Annotated in this window: 24 protein-coding genes and 26 tRNA genes; 9 read left to right on the top strand and 41 right to left on the bottom strand. The window is 43.1% G+C overall.

The features are described 5' to 3' along the window. The first annotated feature begins 334 nt into the window (after positions 1 to 334). A complete protein-coding gene (locus tag ACFE90_RS07415; RefSeq protein WP_375499171.1) occupies positions 335 to 1,228 on the top strand; it encodes a tetratricopeptide repeat protein in 894 nt (297 codons plus the stop codon). Positions 1,229 to 1,294: 66 nt separating this feature from the next. On the opposite strand, the gene ACFE90_RS07420 is transcribed toward ACFE90_RS07415, so the two are convergent. The 3 genes from ACFE90_RS07420 to ACFE90_RS07430 form a co-directional block, all read right to left on the bottom strand. Continuing rightward, entirely contained in the window at positions 1,295 to 1,915 is a 621-nt protein-coding gene (locus tag ACFE90_RS07420; protein ID WP_375499173.1) for a TMEM165/GDT1 family protein, read from the bottom strand. A 496-nt stretch (positions 1,916 to 2,411) separates the two neighbouring features. After that, a complete protein-coding gene (locus ACFE90_RS07425) occupies positions 2,412 to 2,834 on the bottom strand; it encodes a DUF29 domain-containing protein (protein ID WP_375499175.1) in 423 nt (140 codons plus the stop codon). Between the two features lie 224 nt (positions 2,835 to 3,058). After that, positions 3,059 to 4,021 (bottom strand): protochlorophyllide reductase, encoded by a 963-nt coding sequence (locus tag ACFE90_RS07430; RefSeq protein ID WP_375499177.1) that lies wholly within the window; start codon positions 4,019 to 4,021, stop codon positions 3,059 to 3,061. Between the two features lie 196 nt (positions 4,022 to 4,217). Here ACFE90_RS07430 and ACFE90_RS07435 point away from each other — a divergent pair, with 196 nt between their 5' ends. Continuing rightward, positions 4,218 to 4,517, top strand: a complete 300-nt coding sequence (locus tag ACFE90_RS07435) for a type II toxin-antitoxin system HigB family toxin (RefSeq protein WP_375499179.1) — start codon at positions 4,218 to 4,220, stop codon at positions 4,515 to 4,517. Next, a complete protein-coding gene (locus tag ACFE90_RS07440; RefSeq protein ID WP_375499181.1) occupies positions 4,501 to 4,899 on the top strand; it encodes a type II toxin-antitoxin system HigA family antitoxin in 399 nt (132 codons plus the stop codon). The genes ACFE90_RS07435 and ACFE90_RS07440 overlap by 17 nt, the downstream gene beginning before the upstream one ends. A 30-nt stretch (positions 4,900 to 4,929) precedes the next feature. Here ACFE90_RS07440 and ACFE90_RS07445 read toward each other — a convergent pair whose 3' ends face one another. Both ACFE90_RS07445 and ACFE90_RS07450 read right to left on the bottom strand, forming a co-directional pair. Then, positions 4,930 to 5,139 carry a DUF6887 family protein gene (locus tag ACFE90_RS07445; protein ID WP_375499183.1) on the bottom strand — a complete coding sequence of 70 codons (210 nt, stop codon included), beginning with the start codon at positions 5,137 to 5,139 and terminating at the stop codon, positions 4,930 to 4,932. Continuing rightward, positions 5,136 to 5,318, bottom strand: a complete 183-nt coding sequence (locus ACFE90_RS07450; protein WP_375499185.1) for a DUF6888 family protein — start codon at positions 5,316 to 5,318, stop codon at positions 5,136 to 5,138. Before ACFE90_RS07450 ends, ACFE90_RS07445 begins: the two co-directional genes overlap by 4 nt. Positions 5,319 to 5,386: 68 nt before the next feature. Here ACFE90_RS07450 and ACFE90_RS07455 point away from each other — a divergent pair, with 68 nt between their 5' ends. The 3 genes from ACFE90_RS07455 to ACFE90_RS07465 all read left to right on the top strand — a co-directional run bounded on the left by ACFE90_RS07455 (position 5,387) and on the right by ACFE90_RS07465 (position 6,411). After that, entirely contained in the window at positions 5,387 to 5,926 is a 540-nt protein-coding gene (locus ACFE90_RS07455; RefSeq protein ID WP_375499187.1) for a T4SS efffector SepA family protein, read from the top strand. A 78-nt stretch (positions 5,927 to 6,004) separates the two neighbouring features. Beyond that, on the top strand, positions 6,005 to 6,214 hold the full coding sequence (locus ACFE90_RS07460) for a DUF6888 family protein (protein WP_375499189.1): 210 nt from the start codon (positions 6,005 to 6,007) through the stop codon (positions 6,212 to 6,214). Further along, a complete protein-coding gene (locus ACFE90_RS07465) occupies positions 6,211 to 6,411 on the top strand; it encodes a DUF6887 family protein (protein WP_375499191.1) in 201 nt (66 codons plus the stop codon). The genes ACFE90_RS07460 and ACFE90_RS07465 overlap by 4 nt, the downstream gene beginning before the upstream one ends. Before the next feature lie 82 nt (positions 6,412 to 6,493). Here ACFE90_RS07465 and ACFE90_RS07470 read toward each other — a convergent pair whose 3' ends face one another. Both ACFE90_RS07470 and ACFE90_RS07475 read right to left on the bottom strand, forming a co-directional pair. Continuing rightward, positions 6,494 to 8,221 carry a succinate dehydrogenase/fumarate reductase flavoprotein subunit gene (locus ACFE90_RS07470; protein ID WP_375499193.1) on the bottom strand — a complete coding sequence of 576 codons (1,728 nt, stop codon included), beginning with the start codon at positions 8,219 to 8,221 and terminating at the stop codon, positions 6,494 to 6,496. A gap of 219 nt (positions 8,222 to 8,440) precedes the next feature. After that, positions 8,441 to 8,758: a hypothetical protein gene (locus ACFE90_RS07475; protein WP_109011795.1), complete on the bottom strand. Its 318-nt coding sequence runs from the start codon at positions 8,756 to 8,758 to the stop codon at positions 8,441 to 8,443. Between the two features lie 834 nt (positions 8,759 to 9,592). On the opposite strand from ACFE90_RS07475, the gene ACFE90_RS07480 reads away from it, so the two are divergent. Beyond that, complete coding sequence (locus ACFE90_RS07480) at positions 9,593 to 10,441, top strand: hypothetical protein (protein ID WP_375499195.1); 849 nt, start codon at positions 9,593 to 9,595, stop codon at positions 10,439 to 10,441. 71 nt (positions 10,442 to 10,512) lie between these two features. On the opposite strand, the gene ACFE90_RS07485 is transcribed toward ACFE90_RS07480, so the two are convergent. The 6 genes from ACFE90_RS07485 to ACFE90_RS07510 form a co-directional block, all read right to left on the bottom strand. Further along, positions 10,513 to 11,832, bottom strand: a complete 1,320-nt coding sequence (locus ACFE90_RS07485) for an ABC transporter substrate-binding protein (RefSeq protein ID WP_375499197.1) — start codon at positions 11,830 to 11,832, stop codon at positions 10,513 to 10,515. Between the two features lie 190 nt (positions 11,833 to 12,022). Next, positions 12,023 to 12,114, bottom strand: a tRNA-Ser gene (locus tag ACFE90_RS07490). A gap of 127 nt (positions 12,115 to 12,241) precedes the next feature. After that, positions 12,242 to 13,174 carry a 15-cis-phytoene synthase CrtB gene (gene crtB / locus ACFE90_RS07495; protein WP_375499199.1) on the bottom strand — a complete coding sequence of 311 codons (933 nt, stop codon included), beginning with the start codon at positions 13,172 to 13,174 and terminating at the stop codon, positions 12,242 to 12,244. After that, positions 13,158 to 14,597 (bottom strand): 15-cis-phytoene desaturase, encoded by a 1,440-nt coding sequence (gene pds / locus ACFE90_RS07500; protein ID WP_375499201.1) that lies wholly within the window; start codon positions 14,595 to 14,597, stop codon positions 13,158 to 13,160. Before pds ends, crtB begins: the two co-directional genes overlap by 17 nt. A 26-nt stretch (positions 14,598 to 14,623) precedes the next feature. After that, a complete protein-coding gene (locus tag ACFE90_RS07505; RefSeq protein ID WP_375499203.1) occupies positions 14,624 to 14,782 on the bottom strand; it encodes a hypothetical protein in 159 nt (52 codons plus the stop codon). Between the two features lie 501 nt (positions 14,783 to 15,283). Next, positions 15,284 to 16,240, bottom strand: coding sequence for a hypothetical protein (locus ACFE90_RS07510; protein ID WP_375499205.1), 957 nt, complete (start codon positions 16,238 to 16,240; stop codon positions 15,284 to 15,286). A 383-nt stretch (positions 16,241 to 16,623) separates the two neighbouring features. Here ACFE90_RS07510 and nagZ point away from each other — a divergent pair, with 383 nt between their 5' ends. After that, complete coding sequence (gene nagZ / locus ACFE90_RS07515) at positions 16,624 to 17,712, top strand: beta-N-acetylhexosaminidase (protein WP_375499207.1); 1,089 nt, start codon at positions 16,624 to 16,626, stop codon at positions 17,710 to 17,712. Here the strand turns inward: nagZ and ACFE90_RS07520 are convergent. From ACFE90_RS07520 to ACFE90_RS07640, 25 genes are all read right to left on the bottom strand, one after another. Next, positions 17,713 to 17,783, bottom strand: a tRNA-Lys gene (locus ACFE90_RS07520). Positions 17,784 to 17,938: 155 nt separating this feature from the next. After that, positions 17,939 to 18,021 (bottom strand) — tRNA-Ser (locus ACFE90_RS07525). Positions 18,022 to 18,028: 7 nt separating this feature from the next. Beyond that, a tRNA-His gene (locus ACFE90_RS07530) sits at positions 18,029 to 18,102 on the bottom strand. 6 nt (positions 18,103 to 18,108) lie between these two features. After that, positions 18,109 to 18,182, bottom strand: a tRNA-Ala gene (locus tag ACFE90_RS07535). 85 nt (positions 18,183 to 18,267) lie between these two features. Then, a tRNA-Arg gene (locus ACFE90_RS07540) sits at positions 18,268 to 18,341 on the bottom strand. 6 nt (positions 18,342 to 18,347) lie between these two features. After that, positions 18,348 to 18,422 (bottom strand) — tRNA-Val (locus ACFE90_RS07545). 5 nt (positions 18,423 to 18,427) lie between these two features. Continuing rightward, positions 18,428 to 18,499 (bottom strand) — tRNA-Gly (locus ACFE90_RS07550). Positions 18,500 to 18,503: 4 nt separating this feature from the next. Next, positions 18,504 to 18,576, bottom strand: a tRNA-Thr gene (locus tag ACFE90_RS07555). An 8-nt stretch (positions 18,577 to 18,584) separates the two neighbouring features. Next, positions 18,585 to 18,660, bottom strand: a tRNA-Met gene (locus ACFE90_RS07560). Positions 18,661 to 18,671: 11 nt separating this feature from the next. Further along, positions 18,672 to 18,745 (bottom strand) — tRNA-Leu (locus ACFE90_RS07565). A gap of 3 nt (positions 18,746 to 18,748) precedes the next feature. After that, positions 18,749 to 18,821 (bottom strand) — tRNA-Pro (locus ACFE90_RS07570). Between the two features lies 1 nt (position 18,822). Then, positions 18,823 to 18,900: transfer RNA gene (locus ACFE90_RS07575), tRNA-Leu, on the bottom strand. 6 nt (positions 18,901 to 18,906) lie between these two features. Then, positions 18,907 to 18,983 (bottom strand) — tRNA-Leu (locus ACFE90_RS07580). Between the two features lie 6 nt (positions 18,984 to 18,989). Next, positions 18,990 to 19,065, bottom strand: a tRNA-Gln gene (locus tag ACFE90_RS07585). A 3-nt stretch (positions 19,066 to 19,068) separates the two neighbouring features. Then, a tRNA-Gln gene (locus ACFE90_RS07590) sits at positions 19,069 to 19,141 on the bottom strand. 5 nt (positions 19,142 to 19,146) lie between these two features. After that, positions 19,147 to 19,221 (bottom strand) — tRNA-Asn (locus ACFE90_RS07595). 6 nt (positions 19,222 to 19,227) lie between these two features. Further along, positions 19,228 to 19,302 (bottom strand) — tRNA-Phe (locus ACFE90_RS07600). A gap of 21 nt (positions 19,303 to 19,323) precedes the next feature. Next, positions 19,324 to 19,398: transfer RNA gene (locus ACFE90_RS07605), tRNA-Arg, on the bottom strand. 4 nt (positions 19,399 to 19,402) lie between these two features. Beyond that, positions 19,403 to 19,490 (bottom strand) — tRNA-Ser (locus ACFE90_RS07610). Between the two features lie 4 nt (positions 19,491 to 19,494). Beyond that, positions 19,495 to 19,638, bottom strand: a tRNA-Tyr gene (locus ACFE90_RS07615). Positions 19,639 to 19,645: 7 nt separating this feature from the next. After that, a tRNA-Glu gene (locus ACFE90_RS07620) sits at positions 19,646 to 19,716 on the bottom strand. Between the two features lie 63 nt (positions 19,717 to 19,779). After that, a tRNA-Trp gene (locus ACFE90_RS07625) sits at positions 19,780 to 19,851 on the bottom strand. A 3-nt stretch (positions 19,852 to 19,854) separates the two neighbouring features. Continuing rightward, a tRNA-Met gene (locus ACFE90_RS07630) sits at positions 19,855 to 19,930 on the bottom strand. A gap of 10 nt (positions 19,931 to 19,940) precedes the next feature. Then, positions 19,941 to 20,013: transfer RNA gene (locus ACFE90_RS07635), tRNA-Cys, on the bottom strand. Between the two features lie 73 nt (positions 20,014 to 20,086). Continuing rightward, positions 20,087 to 20,160, bottom strand: a tRNA-Asp gene (locus ACFE90_RS07640). A 506-nt stretch (positions 20,161 to 20,666) separates the two neighbouring features. Between ACFE90_RS07640 and ACFE90_RS07645 the strand changes: the two genes are divergently transcribed. Beyond that, positions 20,667 to 21,503, top strand: a complete 837-nt coding sequence (locus ACFE90_RS07645; protein ID WP_375499209.1) for a polysaccharide deacetylase family protein — start codon at positions 20,667 to 20,669, stop codon at positions 21,501 to 21,503. 97 nt (positions 21,504 to 21,600) lie between these two features. Here the strand turns inward: ACFE90_RS07645 and ACFE90_RS07650 are convergent, their stop codons facing one another. The 3 genes from ACFE90_RS07650 to ACFE90_RS07660 all read right to left on the bottom strand — a co-directional run bounded on the left by ACFE90_RS07650 (position 21,601) and on the right by ACFE90_RS07660 (position 22,879). Next, positions 21,601 to 21,990, bottom strand: coding sequence for an alr0857 family protein (locus tag ACFE90_RS07650; protein ID WP_375499211.1), 390 nt, complete (start codon positions 21,988 to 21,990; stop codon positions 21,601 to 21,603). Positions 21,991 to 22,006: 16 nt separating this feature from the next. Next, on the bottom strand, positions 22,007 to 22,513 hold the full coding sequence (locus ACFE90_RS07655) for an HNH endonuclease (RefSeq protein WP_375499225.1): 507 nt from the start codon (positions 22,511 to 22,513) through the stop codon (positions 22,007 to 22,009). Between the two features lie 114 nt (positions 22,514 to 22,627). Continuing rightward, on the bottom strand, positions 22,628 to 22,879 hold the full coding sequence (locus ACFE90_RS07660; protein ID WP_375499213.1) for a hypothetical protein: 252 nt from the start codon (positions 22,877 to 22,879) through the stop codon (positions 22,628 to 22,630). Positions 22,880 to 22,885 lie beyond the last annotated feature (6 nt).

The following is a 22,885-nucleotide window of genomic DNA, read 5'->3' on the forward strand; positions in this document are numbered from 1 at the left end:
AAGGCAGCTGGAAAGAGCATTTGTGCGACTGATGAAAGTATATTTGCTTTTCACAAAGTCACACTAGGGTACTCTATAACAATACTAAAGGCGCTAAATTGAGTGTATAAACACTAAATGTGTAATTTAGCGCCTTTACACTAGTTTCGGAAGCATATCATAGCTACAATTCTGACGGCTCCTCCTAAAGTCATCACTTACTTTAGCAGTGTAAATAGTTAATTGTTATAAAATTCACAGGCAATTGGCGGTATTCCGCAAAGTTTTGGAAATTTTTAACTTTAGGATTTGTGTAAATGATAATGTCATTAAAATTTAGGAGAAAGACAAAACTGTGTCTCAACCGCGCAATCGTTGGATAGTTCAAATCGTCTTGGCGCTGGCAATTCTTGCTTTTGTGGGTGTTTCAGTGATTCCCATAATTGGAGCATTTAATAATACGCCACCCTCAAACCAGAATACCGCTAGCACCAGAGGGACTTTGACCTCTGCTGACCAAAAATCAAAACTGGAAGACGAAGTACGGGGTTATGAACTGGTTTTGCAAAGAGAACCAGAAAATCAGACTGCACTCAAGGGATTATTGCAGGCGCGGCTACAATTACTAAGTCAAAAAGAAAAAAGTGAGGTTAAACCAGCTGATATTCAAGTTGTGATTGAACCTTTAGAAAAGTTAGCCAAGCTGAATCCCGAACAGTCAGAATATTCAGTGCTACTGGCTCAAGCCAAACAACAAATTGGCGATCGCGAAGGAGCCGCTCAAGCTTATCGCTCGATTTTGGAGACAAAACCAGGCGATTTGAAGGCTTTGCAAGGAATGGTGGCTTTGTTAATCAGTCAGCAACGCCCGGAAGCAGCCATTGGTTTGCTGCAAGAAACCCTCTCTAAAGCAGCCCAAGCAAATACAATTCAGGCTGGAAGTGTAGATACAGTAGCCGTGCAGGTGCTCTTAGGTTCTGTTCACGCTTCCCAGAAACGCTACGCTCAAGCTAGCTCTGTATATGACCAAGCAATTAAGAAAGATCCCAAGGATTTTCGCCCCGTTGTCGCCAAAGCAATGCTCTTGAAACAACAGGGCAAAGACGCAGATGCAAAACTTTTGTTTGATAGCGCCGCAGCTTTAGCACCTGCTCAGTACAAAGATGAAATTAAGAATGCAGCAACGGCTTCCCCCCTCCCTAATCCTGCTGCATCTCCCGCGCCTCCATTGAAAAATACGCCTAAATAATGGGGAGTAGGGAGTGGGGAATAGGGACAAAGAAGAATTAAGTCTCTTGTTTGTCTTGTCATCCCCTCATGCTCCCTCAATGGCAGCAATAACACCAAACACCAAAAACAGGCATCCGCCAATTAAGGTGAGTTGACGCTCAGAAATTCGTCCGGCAATCATTTTACCGCCGATAACTGCGATCGCAGCACAAATGCCATGTCCTAAAATTGCACCTATTGTGACTCCAATAGGATTATTACCTGCGGCTAGAGCAATGGTGGCAATTTGAGTGCGATCGCCCCACTCTGCCATGAATGTCAACACAAAGGCTTCTATGACAATTGCTAACGAAGTCTTTTGCTTTGGTAGCTCCAAATCTGCTTTTTTCACCGCAGCTTCGGCCTCTTCTATAACTTCTGTATCACAAGCCGCAGGAGACATCTTACTAGCGTCATATAACAGCTTGATACCAAAGGCAATAAATAAAGCTATTTCGGCGTAATGAATATAACTTTTTGGCAACAAAGATACCGCTTGTCCAAATAGCACCGAAAGGATTGTCATCGCGGCTAAAGCTGCTGTCACACCTGTAAACACCAGCCGCCGCGAGTGGTGCATTGCCAAAATTACAGCAATAAAAAACGTTTTATCGCCTAGTTCTGAAACTGTAATTAATAATAAAGCTGCGGTAAAAGCTGTTAACACTCTCTCAAGCTCCTGAAAAATCGTTTACCGATGTGAAGCTTGATGAGAACCAAAAGACCTCACCAAGTTTACACTTTTCGGTGTGAACTTAGTGAAGGTCTCGCTTTCAAATATTGATTACTTGCCATCTGAACCAGGCTCATCGCCAGTATGTTGATTCAGATGTACTGGCTTTTATGTTTTTTGCCAGCAGCTACTCCCCTTCTATGCGCGTCAATTATACATTTGTTACAGGTAGAAGTCAAGAGTAGGGAATGGAGAGGTATAACTGTACAGAGAACGAAGCGCACATAAGCCTAATTCAGTGTTTACTGAGGTAAAAACTCATCATTTGTGACTTCTGGTAGCTGATATGGATACACCAGAGGAAAGGATTCTACTGACAAACCAGTTTCAGCTTGGGAGCAACGCGATTTTGTGAGGTGCTAAAAATTAGGGGTATAAATGACCTGTTTAATAGTGCGATCGCAGCGAAATCCCTGTTTTTATTGAGAATCTAGCTATGTAACTGAGAATTAAACACCGATCTCACTTTTTCGCGTTGCTCCCTTTCAGCTTTTGCTTGCTTAACTGCTTGTGCATAACACTCTACAAAGACGCTCTCAAGATAGGATTTGAGACTAGGCGAATCATCTAGAGCTTCTTTGACACGTCTACGATGTTCAATAATGCTTCCTTCCCAGCTACCGCTTCTCTTTTCAGGCTGAAATTGCCATTTGAGCAAATGCACCAGAATTACAATCAGATTACTCTTGAGGCTCCGACGCTCACTCCTTCCCATGTCGGCAATTTCTTCGATGAGGTTTTCCCAGTCCACGTTCGCGTAGTCGTGACTTTGCAATTTTTTCACAGTCGTTTCTATCCATTGCAAGTAATCCGTGTCATATAGCGTTTGGGAATGCGCTTTTAGGGAAGACATGGCAGTTTCCATCGGAAATGGTTAGATAATTTCTCGCATATCTTTACGATTAACATTGGTGCGTTAACAGAGTGTAACGCACCTTACGGTTTCTAAGAATTGGAAGGTATTACTTTTCTCAGAGGTGTAGTCTCGCGTTCTAGTATGTAAATTTTGCGATGTTCTGTTGGTTCATCAGCATTGAGTTTTATGAAGTAAAAATCAAATTATTGCGTCCTGTTCGGTCATGCCAGTCCAACCAATTTGGCGCTTAGTTCCCACATGCGATCGCCTTTTTCATCATCGCGGGCTTGAGGAGAGACTTTTTGAACAAAGGACTTGCCATCTTTCTTCTGGCGATTTCCCCAACTCCAGTAAGCACCGGATTGATTATATTCAGGATCGGCAACTACCGCAGCAACCCGTTCTCCCGCCAAATCCTGAGACACATATCCCCCAGTAATGTATTTCTGGAATAATGGGAAGATTTTCTGAAATAGGGGATAGTGATTTCTAAATAGTGGCGTTTCTGCAACACATCCCGGATAGAGAGAACTGAAGGCAATACCGGTTGACTCGTGATAGCGCCGATGCAGTTCCCGCATAGTCAGCACGTTGCAAACCTTGCTGTCCTTGTAAGCTTTGACGGGTTCAAACTTCTTGCCATCAATCATCGAGATTGGCTCTTTAAATCCTTGTGCAAAGCCTTGCAAATCGCCCAAGTCAGGACGCGGCGGAATCTTCCCACCCAGTTCGTCTGGATTGTGAGTGACAGTTCCCAAAATCACGAGCCTTGGCTCTGAAGATGACTTCTTTAGATCCTCAAGCATTAGGTTGCACAAAAGGAAATGTCCAAGATGATTCGTGGCAACGCTCAACTCGTAGCCTTCTGGGCTTCGCAGTGGCTCTTTTAACAAAGGCATATAAATTGCGGCGTTGCACACCAAAGCGTCTAGGGAGTGACCGCTTGCTCGGAAGTTATTCACAAATTGTCGAACGCTTTCCATTGAACCGAGATCGATATGCATGATGATGTAGCTGCCTTGGTGGGGGATTCCCAAAGATTGGGCTGCAAGTTGAGCCTTCGCTATATCCCTACATGCCATGACTACGTACCATCCCCTTTCAGCAAGAGCCTTGGCAGCGTACAAACCGACCCCTGAAGAGGCACCTGTGATTATAACCGTTGGCTTGTGATGTTGTTCCATTGTGTTCAGCCTCCATTGACTGTCTCTAGGATCTCACACCAGTGAGCCACCATTGTCACCAGCTTTTTCAATGCTGGATTAGGCTGAACTAACCTGTACTCCAAATAAATACTCTTGATTTTTTGCTCTCGTTTTGAGAGATTATAGAAGTAATTGATTTTTCATTGAAAATATATGGCAAAAAAGCTAGAAAGAAATGCATTTAATTGCAATTCGCAACCTTCGCACTGATACCGCTCAGTATCCCGATGTCAAGAAACAGATTGACAACTGGTATGCAACTGTGAAGAAAACGGAATGGCAGAACCTAGAGGACGTTCGTAAGATTTACAAGGATGCTGAAGCAGTTGGAAACTTCACTGTTTTCAATATCAAAGGTAATGATTATCGCTTAATTGTCGGTATTGATTATGAAGACCTGGTAGTTTATTACAAATACTTTCTTACACATACTGAATACGATAAAGGCAAATGGAAAGATGACTTTTACTTTTGACGAAATTGCTTATGGCAATCTGTTAGCTGAAGTTGCTCCCAAGCTAATTGAGACGGAAGACGAATATGAACGTGTGTTAACGGTGGTAGAGCGTCTAACTTTTGCGAAAAATCGCACTCCAGAGCAGCGAGTTTTACATAAATTGCTGGTGAAGCTGATTGAAGTATATGAAGCACAGAACTACCCGATGGATTTATCTGTGCCTCATGAGATACTTCAACACATCATGGAAGCAAGTGGAACCCGTCAAGCTGACTTGGTAGGTATTATTGGATCGAGCGGTGTGGTGTCTGAGGTTGTTAATGGTAAGCGTTCGATTAGCAAGGCACAAGCCAAAATGCTTGGTGATTACTTTAAGGTTTCACCTAACCTATTTATCTAAGCCTCAATTTAAAATATAGGCGATCGCTTCTCACTCAGTTCGATTGAGTTTCTCTAAGAGGAGAGCTTCTACCTCGCTCTCAGGATTGTCTAGATCAAAAGGATAAGGGTGTTGTGTAACAGAGTCACAACGACTCATCAAAACTTGCAACGCAGCCCGAAACGCTTCTTCCTCATTTCTATGTTCTGAAAGATATCGTTTCAGTTCAGTATTGGTCATCTGGTTTAGGTTCTGCATCATACAACAAGTTTCCAATTCCCATATTGATCAATTATGATTGCAATCTCATCGTTCAAACCAGCTTGAATATAAAGCGTCTTCAACTTTTGGTCGTAGCGGAAAACCTGAATAGACTGATACAGATTAGAAAGTAACTGACAAAGGAATATCGCTGTATCCGATTGCTTCTGTGTTGGCATGATGTGGCTGCTGCCATCTTAATGTATATGCGTTACAACTATAATGTAAAAAAAGCATAATATATACGATGCCAGTTATCAGAATACCCGATCCTATTTACAAGAGGCTCCAAGCGATCGCCGTACCTTTTGAGGATACACCTATCACTGTTATTGAGAAGTTACTGAATGAATATGAGGCACATCACCAGTCTCAGCAAATTTCTGAAACTGAAAACGATAGAGTTATTGAACCTGGGGTAAGCAATTTGCAGCATACCAGAGTGCTTCGAGCCATTATGGGTGGTGAGGAAATTCATCGACCGAACTGGAACAAAATCGTCGATGCAGCACACGAACTTGCTATTCGACAGGGAGTTTCTGTAGACGAACTTATGAAGCTAACCCTTGCTCATGTTGTTAAGGGTGAAAAAATTAACTCTGGTTTTCATTACCTGCCGGAGGTAAACATTTCAATACAAGGTGTAGATTCAAATCTTGCTTGGCGTAACACTTTGCACTTAATGAAGAATTTGAAAATGCCAATTGAAATACACTTCGAGTGGCGCGACAAAGAGGGAGCAGCACATCCCGGTGAGAAAGGTCAGCTAATTTGGAAGTTTAAGTAGCATGTGAGAGTCACAACTGTGAAAAAATTACTATATATATCTATATTATATATATTACATTTATATTTATAAATATTTATGATAAAAAAACTAGCAGATGACGAGCTACAACCAAGAGTAGAACAGCTACAATCCTTATATAGACTTTGCCATCAACTTACAAATGTGATGTTCCAGCCAATTCACATCGTGCGATTAGATGAACGATCGCTCAATATATTTATATTAGCTGGGCAAGATGAAGAAATAGAGCTAGAAATTAAGCCAGATGGTAGTATAGAACTATGAATCAGGTAAACTATACAGCAATGAGCGACCAAGAGCTAAAGAGTTACTTTCTTACCCACAAGGATGATAAGGAAGCCTTTTATGCTTACATGGATAGACGAAAATCTCGTCATCGTGATGCTGCAATACAATTAAATGATCCGGCTTGGGAAGAAAAGATAATAGCTGTGATTCAGAAACAATTAAGTTCTGATTGATAACTTAATCATTTCATATTTTTAATCGAGGTGGACAAAATTTTTGTAGTCCCCTCGATTTCTCACATAAATTTACTTTTGGCTAATACTTACGCTCTTTTGGCTCAAACATAGTAATCGCCACCGGTCGATATTGAATATCAATTCCCGCAGGTGAATAGTAAGCCATTGTATGTTTGAGGAAGTTAGCATCATCTCGCTCGGAATAATCTTCGCGGAAATGAGCGCCACGACTTTCCTGGCGATTTAGCGCTGATGCCAAAATAGTCTGTCCCACTACTATCAAACTTCGCAATTCCAAAGCTTCCACAAGTTCCGTATTCCAGCAACTTCCTTTGTCATCTAAATAAATTTGTGGATATTGCTGTTGAATTTCTTCTAGTTTCTGTAATCCTTCACTCATTAAGGCCTCAGTACGGAAAACGCCGCAGTAATCAGTCATACAATCCTGGAAGGCTTGACGAACTTGGTTAATGCGATACTGTCCTGGTTGGTCTAGCAAAGCTTGGATTTGTTGCTGGGCTTCTGTTACATATCGTTGCTCATCCACAGAGGGCAACTTACGTTTTTGGATAAATTGCGCGATCGCAGCTCCAGTCCGCTTTCCATAAACTACACACTCCAGCAGTGAATTACTCCCCAAGCGATTTGCACCATGTACGGAAACACAGGATGTTTCGCCCGCAGCAAAGAAAGCATCAACCAAACCATCGCCACTACTGCGGACTTGCCCATCAATATTAACTGGGATACCACCCATGCAATAGTGAATTGTCGGACGGACTGGCATAGGTTGAGTTACCGCGTCAACACCTACCAAACGGTGTGCTTCTTCCCAACAGAAGGGGACGCGACTCATAATTTTTTCTTTGCCCAGATGGCGTAAATCCAGATAGACAAAAGGGCCACCAGCACTACCATTAAGATGAACACCACGACCGGCGCGAATCTCGTAAGCGATCGCTCGTGAGGTAATATCACGAGGAGCCAGTTCCATGCGACTGGGTGCATAGTTCGCCATAAAGCGATCGCCTTCGGAGTTGATCAGATACGCCCCTTCTCCCCGTACCGCTTCCGAAATCAGCACGCCTACCGGATATAAGCCAGTGGGATGAAATTGGACAAATTCCATATCTTCGAGGGGCAAACCTGCGATCGCAGTCATTGCCAAACCATCACCCGAAGAAGCGTAATCATTAGAGGTGGTGTTATAAACGCGACCATAGCCTCCTGTGGCAAACATCACCGCTTTGGCTCGCACCACTTCGATATGTCCATCCAAAAGATGGAACATTACCACACCCTTCGCCTCATTTTCTTCCAAAATGAGACGCATCACATACCACTCTTCATAAACTTGCACCCCATAACGCCGCAAGTTATTAACCAATTCGTGCAAAATCGCGTGACCGGTCTTATCAGCAGCGTAGCAAGTGCGGTTGTGGGAATGTCCGCCAAAAGCTCGTTGGGCAATACGTCCATCGGGTAAGCGAGAAAACAAAACGCCCATGTGTTCCAAGTCAATCACCACATCTGGCGCTTCTTGAGCGAGAATTGCCACAGCATCTTGATCTGCCAAGTAATCAGAACCCTTGACAGTATCAAAAGCATGTGCTTCCCAAGTATCTTCTGAATCAACATTTTTCAACGATGCAGCCATACCACCTTGAGCCGCCACCGAGTGTGATCGAATTGGGTGGGTTTTGGCAACCACAGCAATATTTAAATTAGGGTCAGTGCGGGCAATTTCTACAGCAGCCCGACATCCCGCCAATCCACCCCCGACAATAATTACATCATGTTCCAGCATAATTAGCCCCTGATTGCAAACCACTGCTGTTCTATTGTAGAGACGTGATTAATCAGGTAGTGCGTTGCATCTCTACAAAAAAATCCCTGTTTATAAACAGGGATTTTATTACAAATTTTGAAATTAGGAGGGAAAAGTTAAAAATGAAGAGTTAGGTCTTCACTCATAACTCCTGTAGAGACGCGATTAATCGCGTCTCTACTCCTAACTCCTAACTCTTCAGCTAGTCGCTTGTACAGGTTGTTGCTGAGACACATTACCTGGTATGGGTTCCATTTTGGTTTCAGGCCCTACAGGAGTGACTTCAATATGATTTAACAAGGTAGTGACAAACGCAAACAACAAGAAAGGTAGCGATAGCAGAACGACAAGACCAGCTGTTGCTAAAGCGTACACGGGCCGCTTGGCACCCATAAGCGCCAAGGCTGATGCCAAACTTAGGGTAATTGTAATCAACCAAACAATTATTTGACCGTAGATATCACCGAAAGTCAGGGTACAGACAAACCGATATTTTTGAGTATTATTTCCGCTCATCACATTTGCCTCAAGTCTCTCCTAATAGGTTCTACGTTAGAACTATGTTTGCCTTGTAGACAATTTCTAAATATTTTTGCAAGCTTCGTAATATAACTTCACAATCAACTTGTTTTGTTACAAAGCGTAATTTATAGTACAGCATGACGGAAATACACCAACTATACGTTACGGGAAGCCCTTCTTTTGTAGTTGTCACTACCTGAAATACACTACGAAATAATTTAACTGTTAGGTTTGTCACCCGCCTAGAACTAAAGTTCAAGGCTAATAGTTAAAGTCTACTTCAGTAAACTAAAAGTTTTTAGGTATATCTTACTCATAAAGAGATAAATTTTGCTATTAGCAAGTAACTGAAGTGCCTTGCGGGATATGACTTTTAGGTTAAGTTGACACTATGCACTGTGTTGCGCGAGTTTCCCACGTTCTACTCCTTTGGAGAACCCGCAGGGTAGTAGGTGGCGTTGTATTATGCCGTAGCCTAACGCACCTTACCAGATTGAAGCCAATGTGCTTAACAGTTAGCACAAAGACTAAGGAGCTAGGTGTTGATATAGGCTAAGTTTTTTGTTAAAAGTTTTCGCAATCATAATTAACTCCTTAACAAATGGACTCTTTGCCTAAAGCAAAAATAATTTTTGTCATCTGCCAAATTCCAGATATTTAGAATATGATATTTAATTTTTTGATAGTAAATATTAACTAGACAAATCCAGTAAAGTCAGAATGGAAAAACTAATTTTTTGATGTTAAATTTTGAGTATTGCCCGAATTTGTTGACTTTAATCAACAAAACCATTTATTTTTCGTGGCAATATTGTTTTAGGAGTGAACGTGAATACTATTTTTTTTCGTAAAGGTGTTTTTTGGTTACCAAGTATAGCTGCTCTTACAGTCCTGAGTAGTGGCTTATCTGCAAGTGCCCAGACAGTTGACAAGGTGAATAGTCAAACATTAACCGACCCTTCCGCAACCGTAGCGTCTCCTAACGAGTTTAGTACAGAACTAAACACTGTAAGCCAAAATCTCTCTACAGAAACAATTGAAACATTTACAGCAACAAATTTAGCTAAGGTACAGCAGTCCCCAAACCCTGCGCCTGCGATACAGGAAAACGCCAATGTAACGTCTACACCCATTCCAGGCACAGTGGCAACCTCATCTGCAACGCTTACCTCTGAGTTTGTGCAACCGACTTCTCAAACTAGTTCTCAACCATCTGCTACCAAAGTAGCGCAATCAGATATTAATTTAGGTAGAACTACTCGTGGTGGTAGCAGCTATATTGGCGTCGCTGCTAACATTGGTTTAAGTGGTGATGAAACGTCTTTGGGTGACGGTAACTTCGCGGTAGTCAGCAAAATTGGACTGACAAATGCTATATCGGTGCGACCCTCAGCCGTATTTGGGGACAATACTACAATTTTACTTCCTGTCACCTATGATTTTACCTTCAAGTCAGCAGATGCTTTTAGCGAACCGTTAGCGATCGCACCTTACGTTGGAGTGGGTGCAGCTTACAAAACTGGTGATGATTCGCAATTAGCCTTTTTAGTATCTGGTGGCATTGATGTGCCTCTAACTCCTCAATTCACTGCAACGGCTGCTGTAAATGCCGGGTTTTTTGATGAAACTGATATAGGCTTATTATTAGGAGTTGGTTACAACTTTACTGGCTTTTAAAAGTTAGGAGTTAGGGAGTTAGAAGTTATGATTTAGTAATATTTCATTCATAACTCATAACTCCTAACTTTCTATTTGGGGGTAACTTTATCAATTACCTTGATTTGGCCATCGTCTCCTACTGTCCAAACATCGTAAACACCGACGACATCGCCGTTAGCATCAACATCTACGTTGCCACTGGCTCCTTGGTAGTTAATCTTTTTACCATCTTTAAGTAACTTCAATCCCTCGCAGACATCGGTCACTTCCGTGCCAGGCCCATCAGCTACTTCACGGATTTTGCTGGCTATACCAACACCTGTATTTTGTTTAGCAGCTTGTGCAGCCAACGTCAATAAAGCAGCCGCATCCCAAGTTTGAGGAGCGTATTCTCCTGGCGCACCACCCTTTTTATCCTTCCACAGCTTGTTGAAAGCTTCTAGAGCTTTACCATTGGAACCGGGTACTGTACCGATCGCTCCAGTTAAAATAAATTTATTATCATCTTTGCCAACTTGTTCGGGAAAAGTAGGTGATTTAACTCCGTCTGTAAGTAAAATTTGCACTCCTTTTGTCACACCTTGCTGATAGGCAGCTTTCAAGAACAGACTACCAGTTTCCGCATACAGTACAGCCAGGACTGCATCTGGTTTACCAGCAAAAGCAGCAGCCGCTTCTGTATCAAATGTCTGGGCTTTCGGATCGTAGCGGACAGGCTTATCTTTATTAACGATGGTTCCACCCAATTTTTCAAAAGTTTGCACAAATGCCTTTTCAAAGCCAACGCCATAGTCGTTATTAATCACAACTGTAGAAACTCGCTTGAAACCTTTTTTATTGGCAAGTTGGGCTAAAGCTAGTGCTTGGTAGGTATCGGGGGGAGCAGTACGCGCCCAAAAGCCTTTATAGTCGCCTTTTTGGGCCTTTTCAGTAAAGACAGGACTAGTACTACCAGGGGAAACTAGCATGACTTTATTCGGTGTGGCAATGGAGACTGCTGCACTAGAAACGCTACTAGCAAAGGAGCCGACTACACCTGCCACTTTATCTAAAGTTGCTAGTTTGGTCATACCGGCTGCACCCGCTCTGGGGTCGGTTTGGTCGTCTACTTGCACTAAGGTAACTGGTTCACCATTCACCCCACCGCAGGCGTTGACGGTATCGACGAGTAAAGGGACGGAACCTAGCATCTGCTGTCCAACAGAAGCTAAGTCGCCTGTTGTCGGTAGTAGGGAACCAATTTTTAGCCCTTGAGCAGTGCTTGTAGTAGTTGAGTTTGCTGCTGGGGTAGCGGTACTTCTGGTGTTAGCTGTGCCGTTGGGGGTACTATTATCACTACAAGCCCCAACTAGGAACCCAATTGCTAGGGTAGCTATACTGAAGGTTAAGGCGGCGCTAATTTTTCTCATAAGTAACTTTGACTCCTCAGATATTTAGGAGCCTAAAAGTAAGATTCAAACTAGATTTTTAAATTAGCTGTATCTTATCAGGACTCCAAAAGATAAATCATATCATCCATCTTTGGGAGTAGAAATATTTACACTAGATTAGTATTATTGTTCCACACAGAAAATACTCTGTGTATCAAAGGCTGGAAAACGGAGAGGGAGGGATTCGAACCCTCGGTACGGAGTTGCCTGCCGTACAACAGATTAGCAATCTGCCGCTTTCGACCACTCAGCCACCTCTCCATGACTCACGAATATCAATGTTATCAGATTTGTTTGGGGGAGTCAATAGTCATTTGTCATTGGTCATTGGTCATTAGTCATTAGTCATTGGTTATTTATAAAACACTAAGGACTAAGGACTAATTTTTTAAAGGACTTGTGAGCGCATCCAAGCTAAGGGCAAAGTGCGTAACTTTTTCCACTGGGGAACGTAAGCCCGCTGACTGAACACATCATAATCGTTGCGTTCAATCACCTCCAAAATCTGACCATATAACATTGATGCTGACCACACAGGCCAACGGGCATCGGATGCTAAATAAGTAATTCCCTGGTCGGATGTGCTATAGAATTGGCGGGCCCGGTCAATTTGAAAGCGCATCAGCGCCCGCCAACGATCGTCTACCACACCTTTAAAGAAGTCTTGCTCAGTGTAGTTGAATTTTGCCAAGTCTTCAAGAGGAATGTAGATTCGTCCCCGTTTGGCATCTTCTCCCACATCCCGCAGGATGTTGGTGAGTTGATTGGCAATTCCCAGAGCGATCGCTTCTTCTATGGGAACATAAGGTTGTTTGTTCTGCTGCCACGGAGCGGTGTATATGGTGCTATCTACACCCATAACTGCTGTTGACATTAAGCCAACAGTGCCAGCAACGCGGTAACAGTAGAGGTATAAGTCCTCAAAGGTTTCATAACGGCTGCGATATAAGTCCATGCGCTGACCGGCAATCATATCCCGAAAGGGCTGAATGTCCATCGGAAAGCGCTGGAGGGTATCAACTAAAGCGACATCGTAATTTTCTAATGGCTGTCCCGCAAAAATCGATTCCAGCTGCTGTTCCCATAGGTCTAGGGTTTCTGGCGTGGTAATAGCAGATGCGGGGCCATCTACCAATTCATCTGTACGGCGACACCAAGCGTAAATTGACCAAATAGATTGACGTTTTACCGGACTCATGAGCAAAGTACCCAGGTAAAAAGTCTTGGCATACTTTGCTGTGAGATGCCGACAAAGTTTGTATGACTCGTCTACAGAGACCAGCGTTTTCATGCGCGGGGGGGAATCAGGCAGTTGCAGCATTCGTTGCGGGCGGTCGGGTGAGCGTTTGCAGGTTTGAGGAATTTGCTACCGGGAGAGCCTCAGAAATGGCCTGCGCTGTCAGCTTACCAGAAAGTACGCCACCTTCCATACTGCCTAAGTAGCGTTGCATGGTATAACTTCCGGCGAGATAGAAGTTGGCAATGGGCGTAACTTGTGCGGGGCGGTACTGTTGACGACCAGGGGTCGCTTTGTAAACTGAACGCGGCGTTTTCACCACATGAGATTTCAGCAATGTTGCTGGATTGTCTCCCCCAAAGTGGTCGGGGAAAAGTTTTTCCAACTCAGCAATCGTTGCAGCCACAATCTCCTCATCAGATTTGGCAATCCAATCTTTTGCCGGAGCTAGAACTAATTCCAGCATTGAGCGATTGGGGTTGGCGTATTCACGGCAGGTATTGCTCATATCAGCATAAACGCTTAGGAGGGGCGATCGCGAAAAAAGCAAGTGATCAATTTCTGTAAGTTTCCGGTCAAACCACAGATGCAGGTTAATCACTGGTACTCCTTCCAAACCGTCTAGCTTCTTGAAAAACTCCATAAGTTTCCAAGGTTTAGGCAACATGACCTTTAAAGGATCAACCGACATGGCAGATACATACGAATCTGCTGTGATAACTTCATCTTCTGCCCCATTTAAGCCTCGAATCAAGTATCCTTTCACCGTGCCATCGGCATTGAGTAAAATCTCTTTCAATGGGGCATTCAACCGCACTTCTCCACCGCGTTCTGTGATGTAATCCACAATCGGGCTACATAAACGTTCTGTGGGAGAACCATCCAAAAATGCAATCTTGGAGCCATATCGTTCTTGCAAAAAGCGATTCAGTGCAGTTAACAGAATCGTTGCCGAAACTTCGTCAGGATTGATAAAGGTGAGTGCTTTACATGCGGCGATAAAAACGTCACTAGTTACCCGCTCGTCAACACCTTGCCTTTTCAACCACTCTAAGAAGCTATACTTGTCCATCTCTTCAACATACTTCTGACCCCTAACTACTGCTGGAAGTAAGCCAACTGCAAACCGAATCTTCTGCTCCCAAGTCAACATGTCTTTGTTGCGAAGAATCGATGCAATCACATTGAAAGGAGATGGAATATCTGGAACATCAAAACGTGAGAGTGTCCCAGGCTTATCTGGTTGATTGAAAATCAACGTATGATCTTTCCACTGGAGTCTGTCTTCAATGCCCAACTCCTTGAGCAATTGGAGCATATTCGGATATGCCCCAAAGAAGGCGTGTAACCCGGTTTCGTACCAGTCGCCGTCAGAGTCTTTCCACGCCGCAACAAGACCACCCAATACGTCCCGGCTTTCCAAGACAATGGGAGTGTGACCTGCGTCCGTGAGATATTTCGCGCAGGAAAGTCCTGCTAGACCAGCACCCGCGATCGCTACTCGCATTTAACCCTAATGCCCTTCAATATTTCTTAATGGTTTTGTCGATTCTCATTATACGTTGCAAACCGTAACATTTGGCAGTTATTGTGCGATCGCTTTCCCAAAAAACTTTTGCCAAAGGGAATTTTACCTACACTTACCTGTCCAACAAAATTGCCAATACCATTGTTGGTAATAGGTTTTAGCAAGCATTTAATCTAGATTTACACACAGTAAATTTGGTGAAACAAAAGTAATTTTTTTGAATGAAAATAAGTAGTCTAAAACGTGGTCTTAAACTAGTTGATTTCTTTGGGAATCTGTGTATCTGCTCTGATAAAATATCTCGGACAGTGGTGAAAGACTACCAGTTGATTTCTAGGATACTTTTGCTCGGCAAACACCCAATTTGTGTAAAATTAAAGACTAAATATATATCTCATTAAGTATTTTTGCTGTGACCTAGAAATCGTATTTGATTTTTGAAATTATTTACGTGGTGCGCGTTCGCCAACGCGAACGCGAGTAGCGTGTCGCAGACAAGCCTCTCTGCAAAGAGAAGCGTCTCGCACAGAAGCGTAGCGCAAGCGCGATAGGCGGGAATTAGGCTTTTCGAGTTGTACCGAGCTTTTTCAGAAATCAAATATTAGTCCTACACCAAAGTTAAAATTGTAGAAACTAAAGAGTAAACTCATTACCACATAAGTTACCTAAATGCATTTCAGTAGAGAAGATGCTCGGAAGTCGTGCTGCATTCCATAGTCAGTTCGGGCAAATTCTATTTGTAATATTAAACGGTCTTTGTGAGTAGGAGTAATTCCTTTATGAAAACAAAGCGGATCTTCCACAAATCCAAAACCTGTATTGCCACAAATCTTTACTAAAAATTCAGAACCATAATAATCGATTATTTCTTCATCTGTCTCTCGTTTGCGTAGCCAAAGATGTGACAGCTTTTTCTTATTGTGACTACCACGAACACAGATATGAGGGCCGCTTTGATCATCTACATCAGTTAAATAAAAGAAAAACTTTAGAAACTGATAATCGTCTATATCGTAATGAAACAATTGAGCAGCTTGACTTTTTTCATAATACGTTGTTTTGGCTGAAAAACTCCACCACATCATATTTCCTTGATGTACTGCTTGAGTATTTAAATATCTAGCAGCTATTGCCAATAACTTTGGATCATTTTGAAGTTTTCTTATAGCAGGGCAAAGCCCAGATGTATTAAAATAACTAGCGATGATAATATTTTTTCCTGACTTGATTTGAGCTTGTTCCTTTTGATGATAAAAGAAACCCATATTTGTTTTTCGATTGCCATAACAAACTGTTGAATGAGCAAATTCGACTATTTCTTTAACAATATCTTGGGGTAAATTAATTCCCAAATATAATCCGTCAGTTTTGAGGGTGTTCACAACGTCGTCAACATTCACATCTGGAAAACAACTATTGCTTTCATTGATAATTGATGAATATAGTTTATTTGAGTGGGGAAAAAGAAATATCATTATAGCTCGCCCAGTTTTAAATCGGGCAATTTTACGCATTAAAAGCCATCTCGGATTTTTAGTCAATCCTTTATAATTTTCATAACAAATATTATAAAATTTGGAAAAAATTTTATCTAGAAAGTTATTGAATAAACTTATAGACATAAGTCTCCTAAGATTCAGATGGTAGGATGCATTCACAGAGCGACTCCAAAGGAGTACCGCAAAAATCCTTTTGCGGAAAAACTAATCTATACTTACGTAAGTAATATCATGTAATTTGGCTCTAAATTGTGAAATAATGAATAATATTTGCGGAGATAATATTTACTGTTTCTTTTGATAAGTCAGTCTTTTTTAAAGAGTTACTGAGAGGTTCAAAGGTATTGAACATAAAGTATTGTTCAACAAGTAGGAAAGCAAACAGAAAATTCTTTACCTTCTGCTTATTAAAAGTTCCTACTCCCCATAAAGGTGTAGAATCAGGGCTTATGTCTTCATAGGTTGAATATCCTAGTTGTTTGCTATACAAGTATAGGTAAAAGATTATGCCAATATCGCAGGAGCTAAAGTGCTTTGGACATCACCTGATTCTAGGTATTTCTGGCACGAGATTAAGCGATGATGATAAACGTGCCCTCAATGAATTGAGACCGATTGGGGTAATCTTTTTCGCCAAGAACTTTTTGGATGCCACCTCATATCAGATTTGGCTAGAAAGCTTCAAAGATTTAAACAATCAGATACGAGAATATACTGAACGTGATTCGATGTTTATGACTCTGGATCATGAAGGAGGTCGTGTGATTCGTACACCACTGCCGATTACGCGGTTTCCTCATGCGTTGTTGCTGCGATCGCACGCCCACGAAGTAGCAAAAGCCACAGCAGTAGAACTAAAATCACTAGGAATAAATTTATCCTGGGCACCTGTAGCAGATGTTTTTTCCCATCCCCACAACCCCGTCATTGGATCTCGTGCCTTTGGTAACACTCCCGAAATTGCTGCAAAAAATGCTCGTGAGTACTACCTTGGACTTCAAGAGTCAGGAATTTTGGGATGCGCCAAACACTTCCCTGGACATGGAGATACCAGCAAAGACTCTCACATTGAGCTACCAATACTGAATTTAACTTTAGAAGACCTGCGACTTCGAGAACTTATACCTTTTAGAGCTTTAATCGAAGTACAGATTCCTTTAATCATGACTGCCCACATTTTATTTCCTAAGATAGATGCTGATGTACCAGCAACGCTTTCCCAGGCTATTCTCAAAACCATACTTAGAGAAGAACTTGCCTTTGAGGGAGTAGTTGTATCTGACGACCTAGATATGAAAGCCATCTCAGATATGTTTATTAAAGCTGGTACTGTAGCGCGGTCATTTCATGCAGGCTGCGACTTGTTTATTGTCTCGCGTAATATTAATTCATCATCTATTGAAAGAACTTATCAGATTGCTGAAGATTTCGTCGATTCCCTCAGTAAGGGTAGCTTGGATGAATCAGTAGTGGAAGCAGCCAAAGAAAGAATCGATAAACTACTGGCAGTAACACCGCAATATCCCGTAAATGCTCTGGACAAAGATATATTATTGCAACATGCTCAACTAGCGATCGCTAGTTCCTATTCATAATGGGTGGTATAGGAGTCGAACCTATTTCTGCGGGTTAAAAGCTCGCTGCACAGCCGTTATGCCAACCACCCTAGTTAATTTAAATAAGAAATGAGCAAGTGCGATCGTATTACATCGCAAATGTTGTAATACCAACGCTACATATAAATCCACCGGGGAGGTACTGCCCCTCCTATTTCTGTGTTATCAGCACAGCGCCTCGCTTTTCGGCTTCAGGTGGTAAAAGAGGAAGATGGAGGAATCGAACCCCTACAGTTGCCCGTACTCCAAGGTTCAAGCTTGGTTGCCGACCATTCAGCAGCATCTTCCATTGAGGGGTATCTGACGGGACTTGAACCCGCTATGACTGGTTCCACAAACCAGCGCCTCGACCACTTTTGCCTCAGACACCATCAGTGGAATCAATGGGAATTGAACCCATAACCTCCTGCTTGCAAAGCAGGCGCTCTATCCATTTGAGCTATGACCCCATCAAATAAGTAAAAAGAGCAAAGTAAAAACTAAAAAGAAAGAGAAATAATTAAATTCGTTCTTTTGACTTTTGACTTGTTTAGGCGGGAGTGGTAGGATTTGAACCCACAACTTTCGAGGTAGAAGCTCGAAGCTCTATTCCATTGAGCTACACTCCCAATACTTGGTAGTCCTGGCAGGAATTGAACCTGCAACCCTTTGCTTGTAGGACAACTGCTCTACCGTTGAGCTACAGGACTACGCAAGCGAGTGGAGGGACTTGAACCCACGCACTGAGTATGGCGCACTCAGATGCTACCGATTACATCACACCCGCATCAAGCTGGTAACAGGAATTGAACCTGCAACCTACTGATTACAAATCAGTTGCTCTGCCAATTGAGCTACACCAGCACTAATTTTGGTGACGGGGGCAGGAATTGCACCTGCTGATATGAGGCTTATGAGACCTCCAAGCCACTCTTGCTTCATCCCCGCATAATCACCGATACCCCTGACAGGATTTGAACCTGCAAAATCTGGACTCTGATTCCAGCACGTATGCCAGTTCCGTCACAGGGGCATATCGGGATGGCAGGACTCGAACCTGCGACTCCATGCTCCCAAAGCATGGCTTCTCGCCACTGAATTACATCCCGTTGGTACTCCTGGTGGGAGTCGAACCCACAACGAAACAGATTTTAAGTCTGCCACCTCTTCCAATTGGGCTACAGGAGCAAATTTTGGTACTCTTGGTGGGAATCGAACCCACAACATACCGTTTTTGAGACGGCAGCCTCTTCCAATTGGGCTACAAGAGCAAAGTTTGGCAGCCCCACCAGGACTTGAACCTGGAATCTTCGCCTTCAAAGGGCGCTATGTTGCCAATTACACCACAGGGCTTTATTGCCAGGGCAGGGTTTGAACCTGCAACCTCATCGTTCAGAGCGATGCGACTTACCAATTCGTCCACCCGGCAATGAATGGCTGCCTCAGTAGGACTCGAACCTACAACCGCGCGGTTAACAGCCGCTTGCTCTACCATTGAGCTATAAGGCAACGAAGCCCCCCAAATCGGAATCGAACCGACGACCTCCTGTTTTTCAAACAGGCGCTAACTACCAACTGAGCTACCGGGGGATAGGAGAAAAGATCGTGTAACGAGAGCGGAGGGATTTGAACCCTCAAGTCCTCAGTTTCGTAGACTGAGATGTTATCCGATTACACCACACTCTCAAAGCGGAGAGAACAGGATTTGAACCTGCGACGGGTAAACTACCCGTTTCCTCTTAGCAGGAGGACGCTTTGGGCCACTCAGCCACCTCTCCATAGTGGGTCGAGCAGGATTTGTAGCTTGGTTCCCGTTCGCGGAGCGTCCCGTTGGCGCAGCCTCTCGTAGAGAAGGGAAGGGTACCTGCGTGCAAAAAAGAACAGTTTTACAGACTATCGCCTTCAGCTAGACTCGGCCACCGACCCATAATCATTCCCTCGACGAGAATTGAACTCGCATCTGTGCTTTGAAAGAGCACTGACTTAACCATTCGTCCACGAGGGCATAAATTACCGAATTTTAGATTTTAGATTTTGGATTAAATTTTTTAATCTAAAATTGTCTGACACAGGGACTAGGATTTGAACCTAGAACATCGGATTTGGAGTCACGAGGTGTTGCCGTTACACCATCCCTGCATTTGGTGGCAGCGGCGGGATTTGCACCCGCATATAACAGGGTATGAACCTGGGGCTTTGCTGATTAAGCTACGCTGCGATCGCACCAGAGGCTGAGGTGAGATTTGAACTCACGATATCGGTTTTGCAGACCGACGCCTTCGACCACTTGGCTACTCAGCCATTTGGGAGCCTCGACAGAAGTTGCACCAGCTTGAGATGCACAGCGACTTATCTAGTCGTCCACAAGGCTAGACGGGAGCAACGAGAATTGAACTCGTAACCTATCGCTCGACAGGCGATCGCTCTAGCCATTTGAGCTATACTCCCATATTTGATATCTGTGCCTAGTATTTAGGCTTATAGACACAGATTTTTAGTGAACTTGCCCATTTATTATTTAGTTTTCAAGGTTCAGAAAAATTACTTTGAACTGTTAGAAGCTGTTAGGAAAACAACCGAAACTCTAGGTAGCAAGCCTGTTGTGTATTACGGATGTATTCTGTGGTTTTGCTGAGTGCAAACTTAAAACTTTTTTGGTTGATTGCTTCTACTTCCAATGGTTTGCAAGTAGGAACAGCTTTGTTGACTGGGGACTTTGGTTTATTCCAACGCCTGTCCTTTAGTTGTATGTAGAACATGACTTTGACCTTTGAGAAGCTTTGTCTTTCGCTTCACTACATTTATACTACAAAACACTACAAGAGGTGTCAAGGGGTTTCAGAAAAAATTTTTTAAATTGTCTAGAAAAGCTTCTGTATTTAGGTTTGAACTTAATTAACGCTTCTGAAATGTCAAACTACAGTTATGCTTGGGTAAATCTTTAAAAGCCTGACGTGACAGAGAACTCCTTCAAGCGACAACAGATAATTAGTTTTGTCGCGATCGCCTCTACGATTACAGCTTGTAGTATCTCCCCACAATTGGGGTTGAACAAGCCTTTAAGCAAAATCCGTATTGCACAAGTTCAAGCTCATCCAGCAAAGGGCCAAATTAATGCCCAATTACCGCCAGCCAAAGTAGAAAACCCTACCTTTACAGTCCCAGTTAAATTTCAGGGAAAAACAGTTTATCAGGTGCATCCTAGGAATAACGAGAAGGTTATTGCTCTAGGGATTGATGATGGGCCCTGGCCGAAGACAACCCTAGAAATGCTGGATATCCTGAAGCAAAATGATGTTAAGGTGACATTCTTTTGGGTAGGACAAGCTTTGCAAGCAAATCCTGACCTAGCAAAGCAAGAGGTAGCCCAGAGACATGCCATTGGCAACCATACTTGGCATCATTGGTATCGGCGAATGGATGAAGCCACAGCCAAGAGTGAAATTGATCGCACAGCTGACCTGATATACAAAACTACAGGAGTGAAAACTGCCCTGTTTCGTCCCCCTGGAGGCTTTTTAAACAACGGACTAGCCGCTTACGCTAAAAGCCAGAAAGATGCTGTCATTATGTGGTCGCTAACTTCAGCCGATACTGATCCTCACGCCAAACCGCAAGCATTTGTAAATAATGTCTTGAAAGGCGCGAAACCAGGTTCTATTGTTTTGATGCATGACGGTGGTGGCGATCGCCAAAGAACTGTAGAAGCTTTACCACAAATCATTAGTGGACTCAAACAGCAAGGTTACCGATTTGTGACAATTCCCGAATTGTTACAAATGGCGCAATAAATGGGGAGAAATTTTCCTCCCCGAATTTTAGATTTTAAATTTTGGATTTTAGATTGAATAATCCAAAATCCAAAATTGAGTCACCCTACTATTTTGTTTATTCGCTCATGACAGAAGCACAAGCTTGAGCTTCCTGCCAAAGTTTATGCAAAAAGAACTCAGCGCGATCGCTCATAGTGGTGAAAAACACACCTACAGCATCCTTAGAACTATCTAATAGCCAAGAACCCCGCAGAGTGACTTCCATATATTCGGCATCGCAGGCACAGAGGGCAATGATTTCTCTGTCATCTCTTTTTACCTCAGCCTTAAGCACTTCTACTCCTGGCAAATCAACAGGAAGCAAAAAGGAAGCGGTACTCGGTTCAATACATAAACTTTGCCCAACTCGCAGGGCTAAAATCACTCGCTGCGCTACCCATTCTTCTAACGACAGAGTGAGACATTCCAAATAAAAGCTGCTTTCAGTGTAAGTTAATTTCAGCATTCCTTATGCTCTCCTGTTATTCCAGGCTTCCTTGCATATCTATCCAAAACTGTTCGGCAAAAGAAATCGCGGGGTGGATTGGCGCTTTTGGTTTGGTACACAGTTGCATACCAGCCTCAAACAGGGTGCGATCGCCTTTACGGGAGTTACATCTCTCACAAGCTGTGACTACGTTATCCCAAGTGTGAGAACCGCCTCTTGATCGCGGCATCACATGATCTAGCGTTAGATGTTTGCCGCCACCGCAGTATTGGCAAGTGTGATGATCTCGTCGCAACACTTCCCGCCGATTCACTGGCGGAACTTTCCACATCCGCTCATTAGAAGTAATTGTTAAGCGAATGTGTTTTGGCACATCAATTACCAAGTTAGGTGAGTGAACTCGCCATCCGCCTTCTGTGGTAAAACCTAGCGGTTGAGCTTTGTCTGTTAGTAACAGCACAATCGCCCGCTTGATATTGATCCGACACAGTGGCAAGTAATTTTGAGAAAACACCACCACAGATTGCTCTAACACTTGCATTGCGTTCGCGCCGCGCATTGAAGATATCGTCACAGCTTAACTCCTTATAAAAAAACCCCCGCTTCAAGTTTTCGGTGAAGCGGGGGTTAGAATTGACCGGAAAATTTTCTGGTCTCATATTGGTACAGTATTCCTTTGTCTGTACCCCCCCGTTTCTTCATCTAGTTCTGGTTTTGCAATCAGCGCACTAATGCTGAGATGTCTAAAATCATAATTACCCTCTGTGATTTGCCCATGATTTCGGCTACCATCGCCCATTAATAAATACTCCACTTCCATAGCAGCCGATTCCCAACCAGTTCGGCAATTGGTGGCGCAAAAAATTGAAGTAGAGATGGGGTAAATGGATTTCACAGAAAATTTCACCTATTG

The sequence above is a fragment of the uncultured Nostoc sp. genome, assembly GCF_964245445.1.
Taxonomy (GTDB): Bacteria; Cyanobacteriota; Cyanobacteriia; order Cyanobacteriales; family Nostocaceae; genus Nostoc.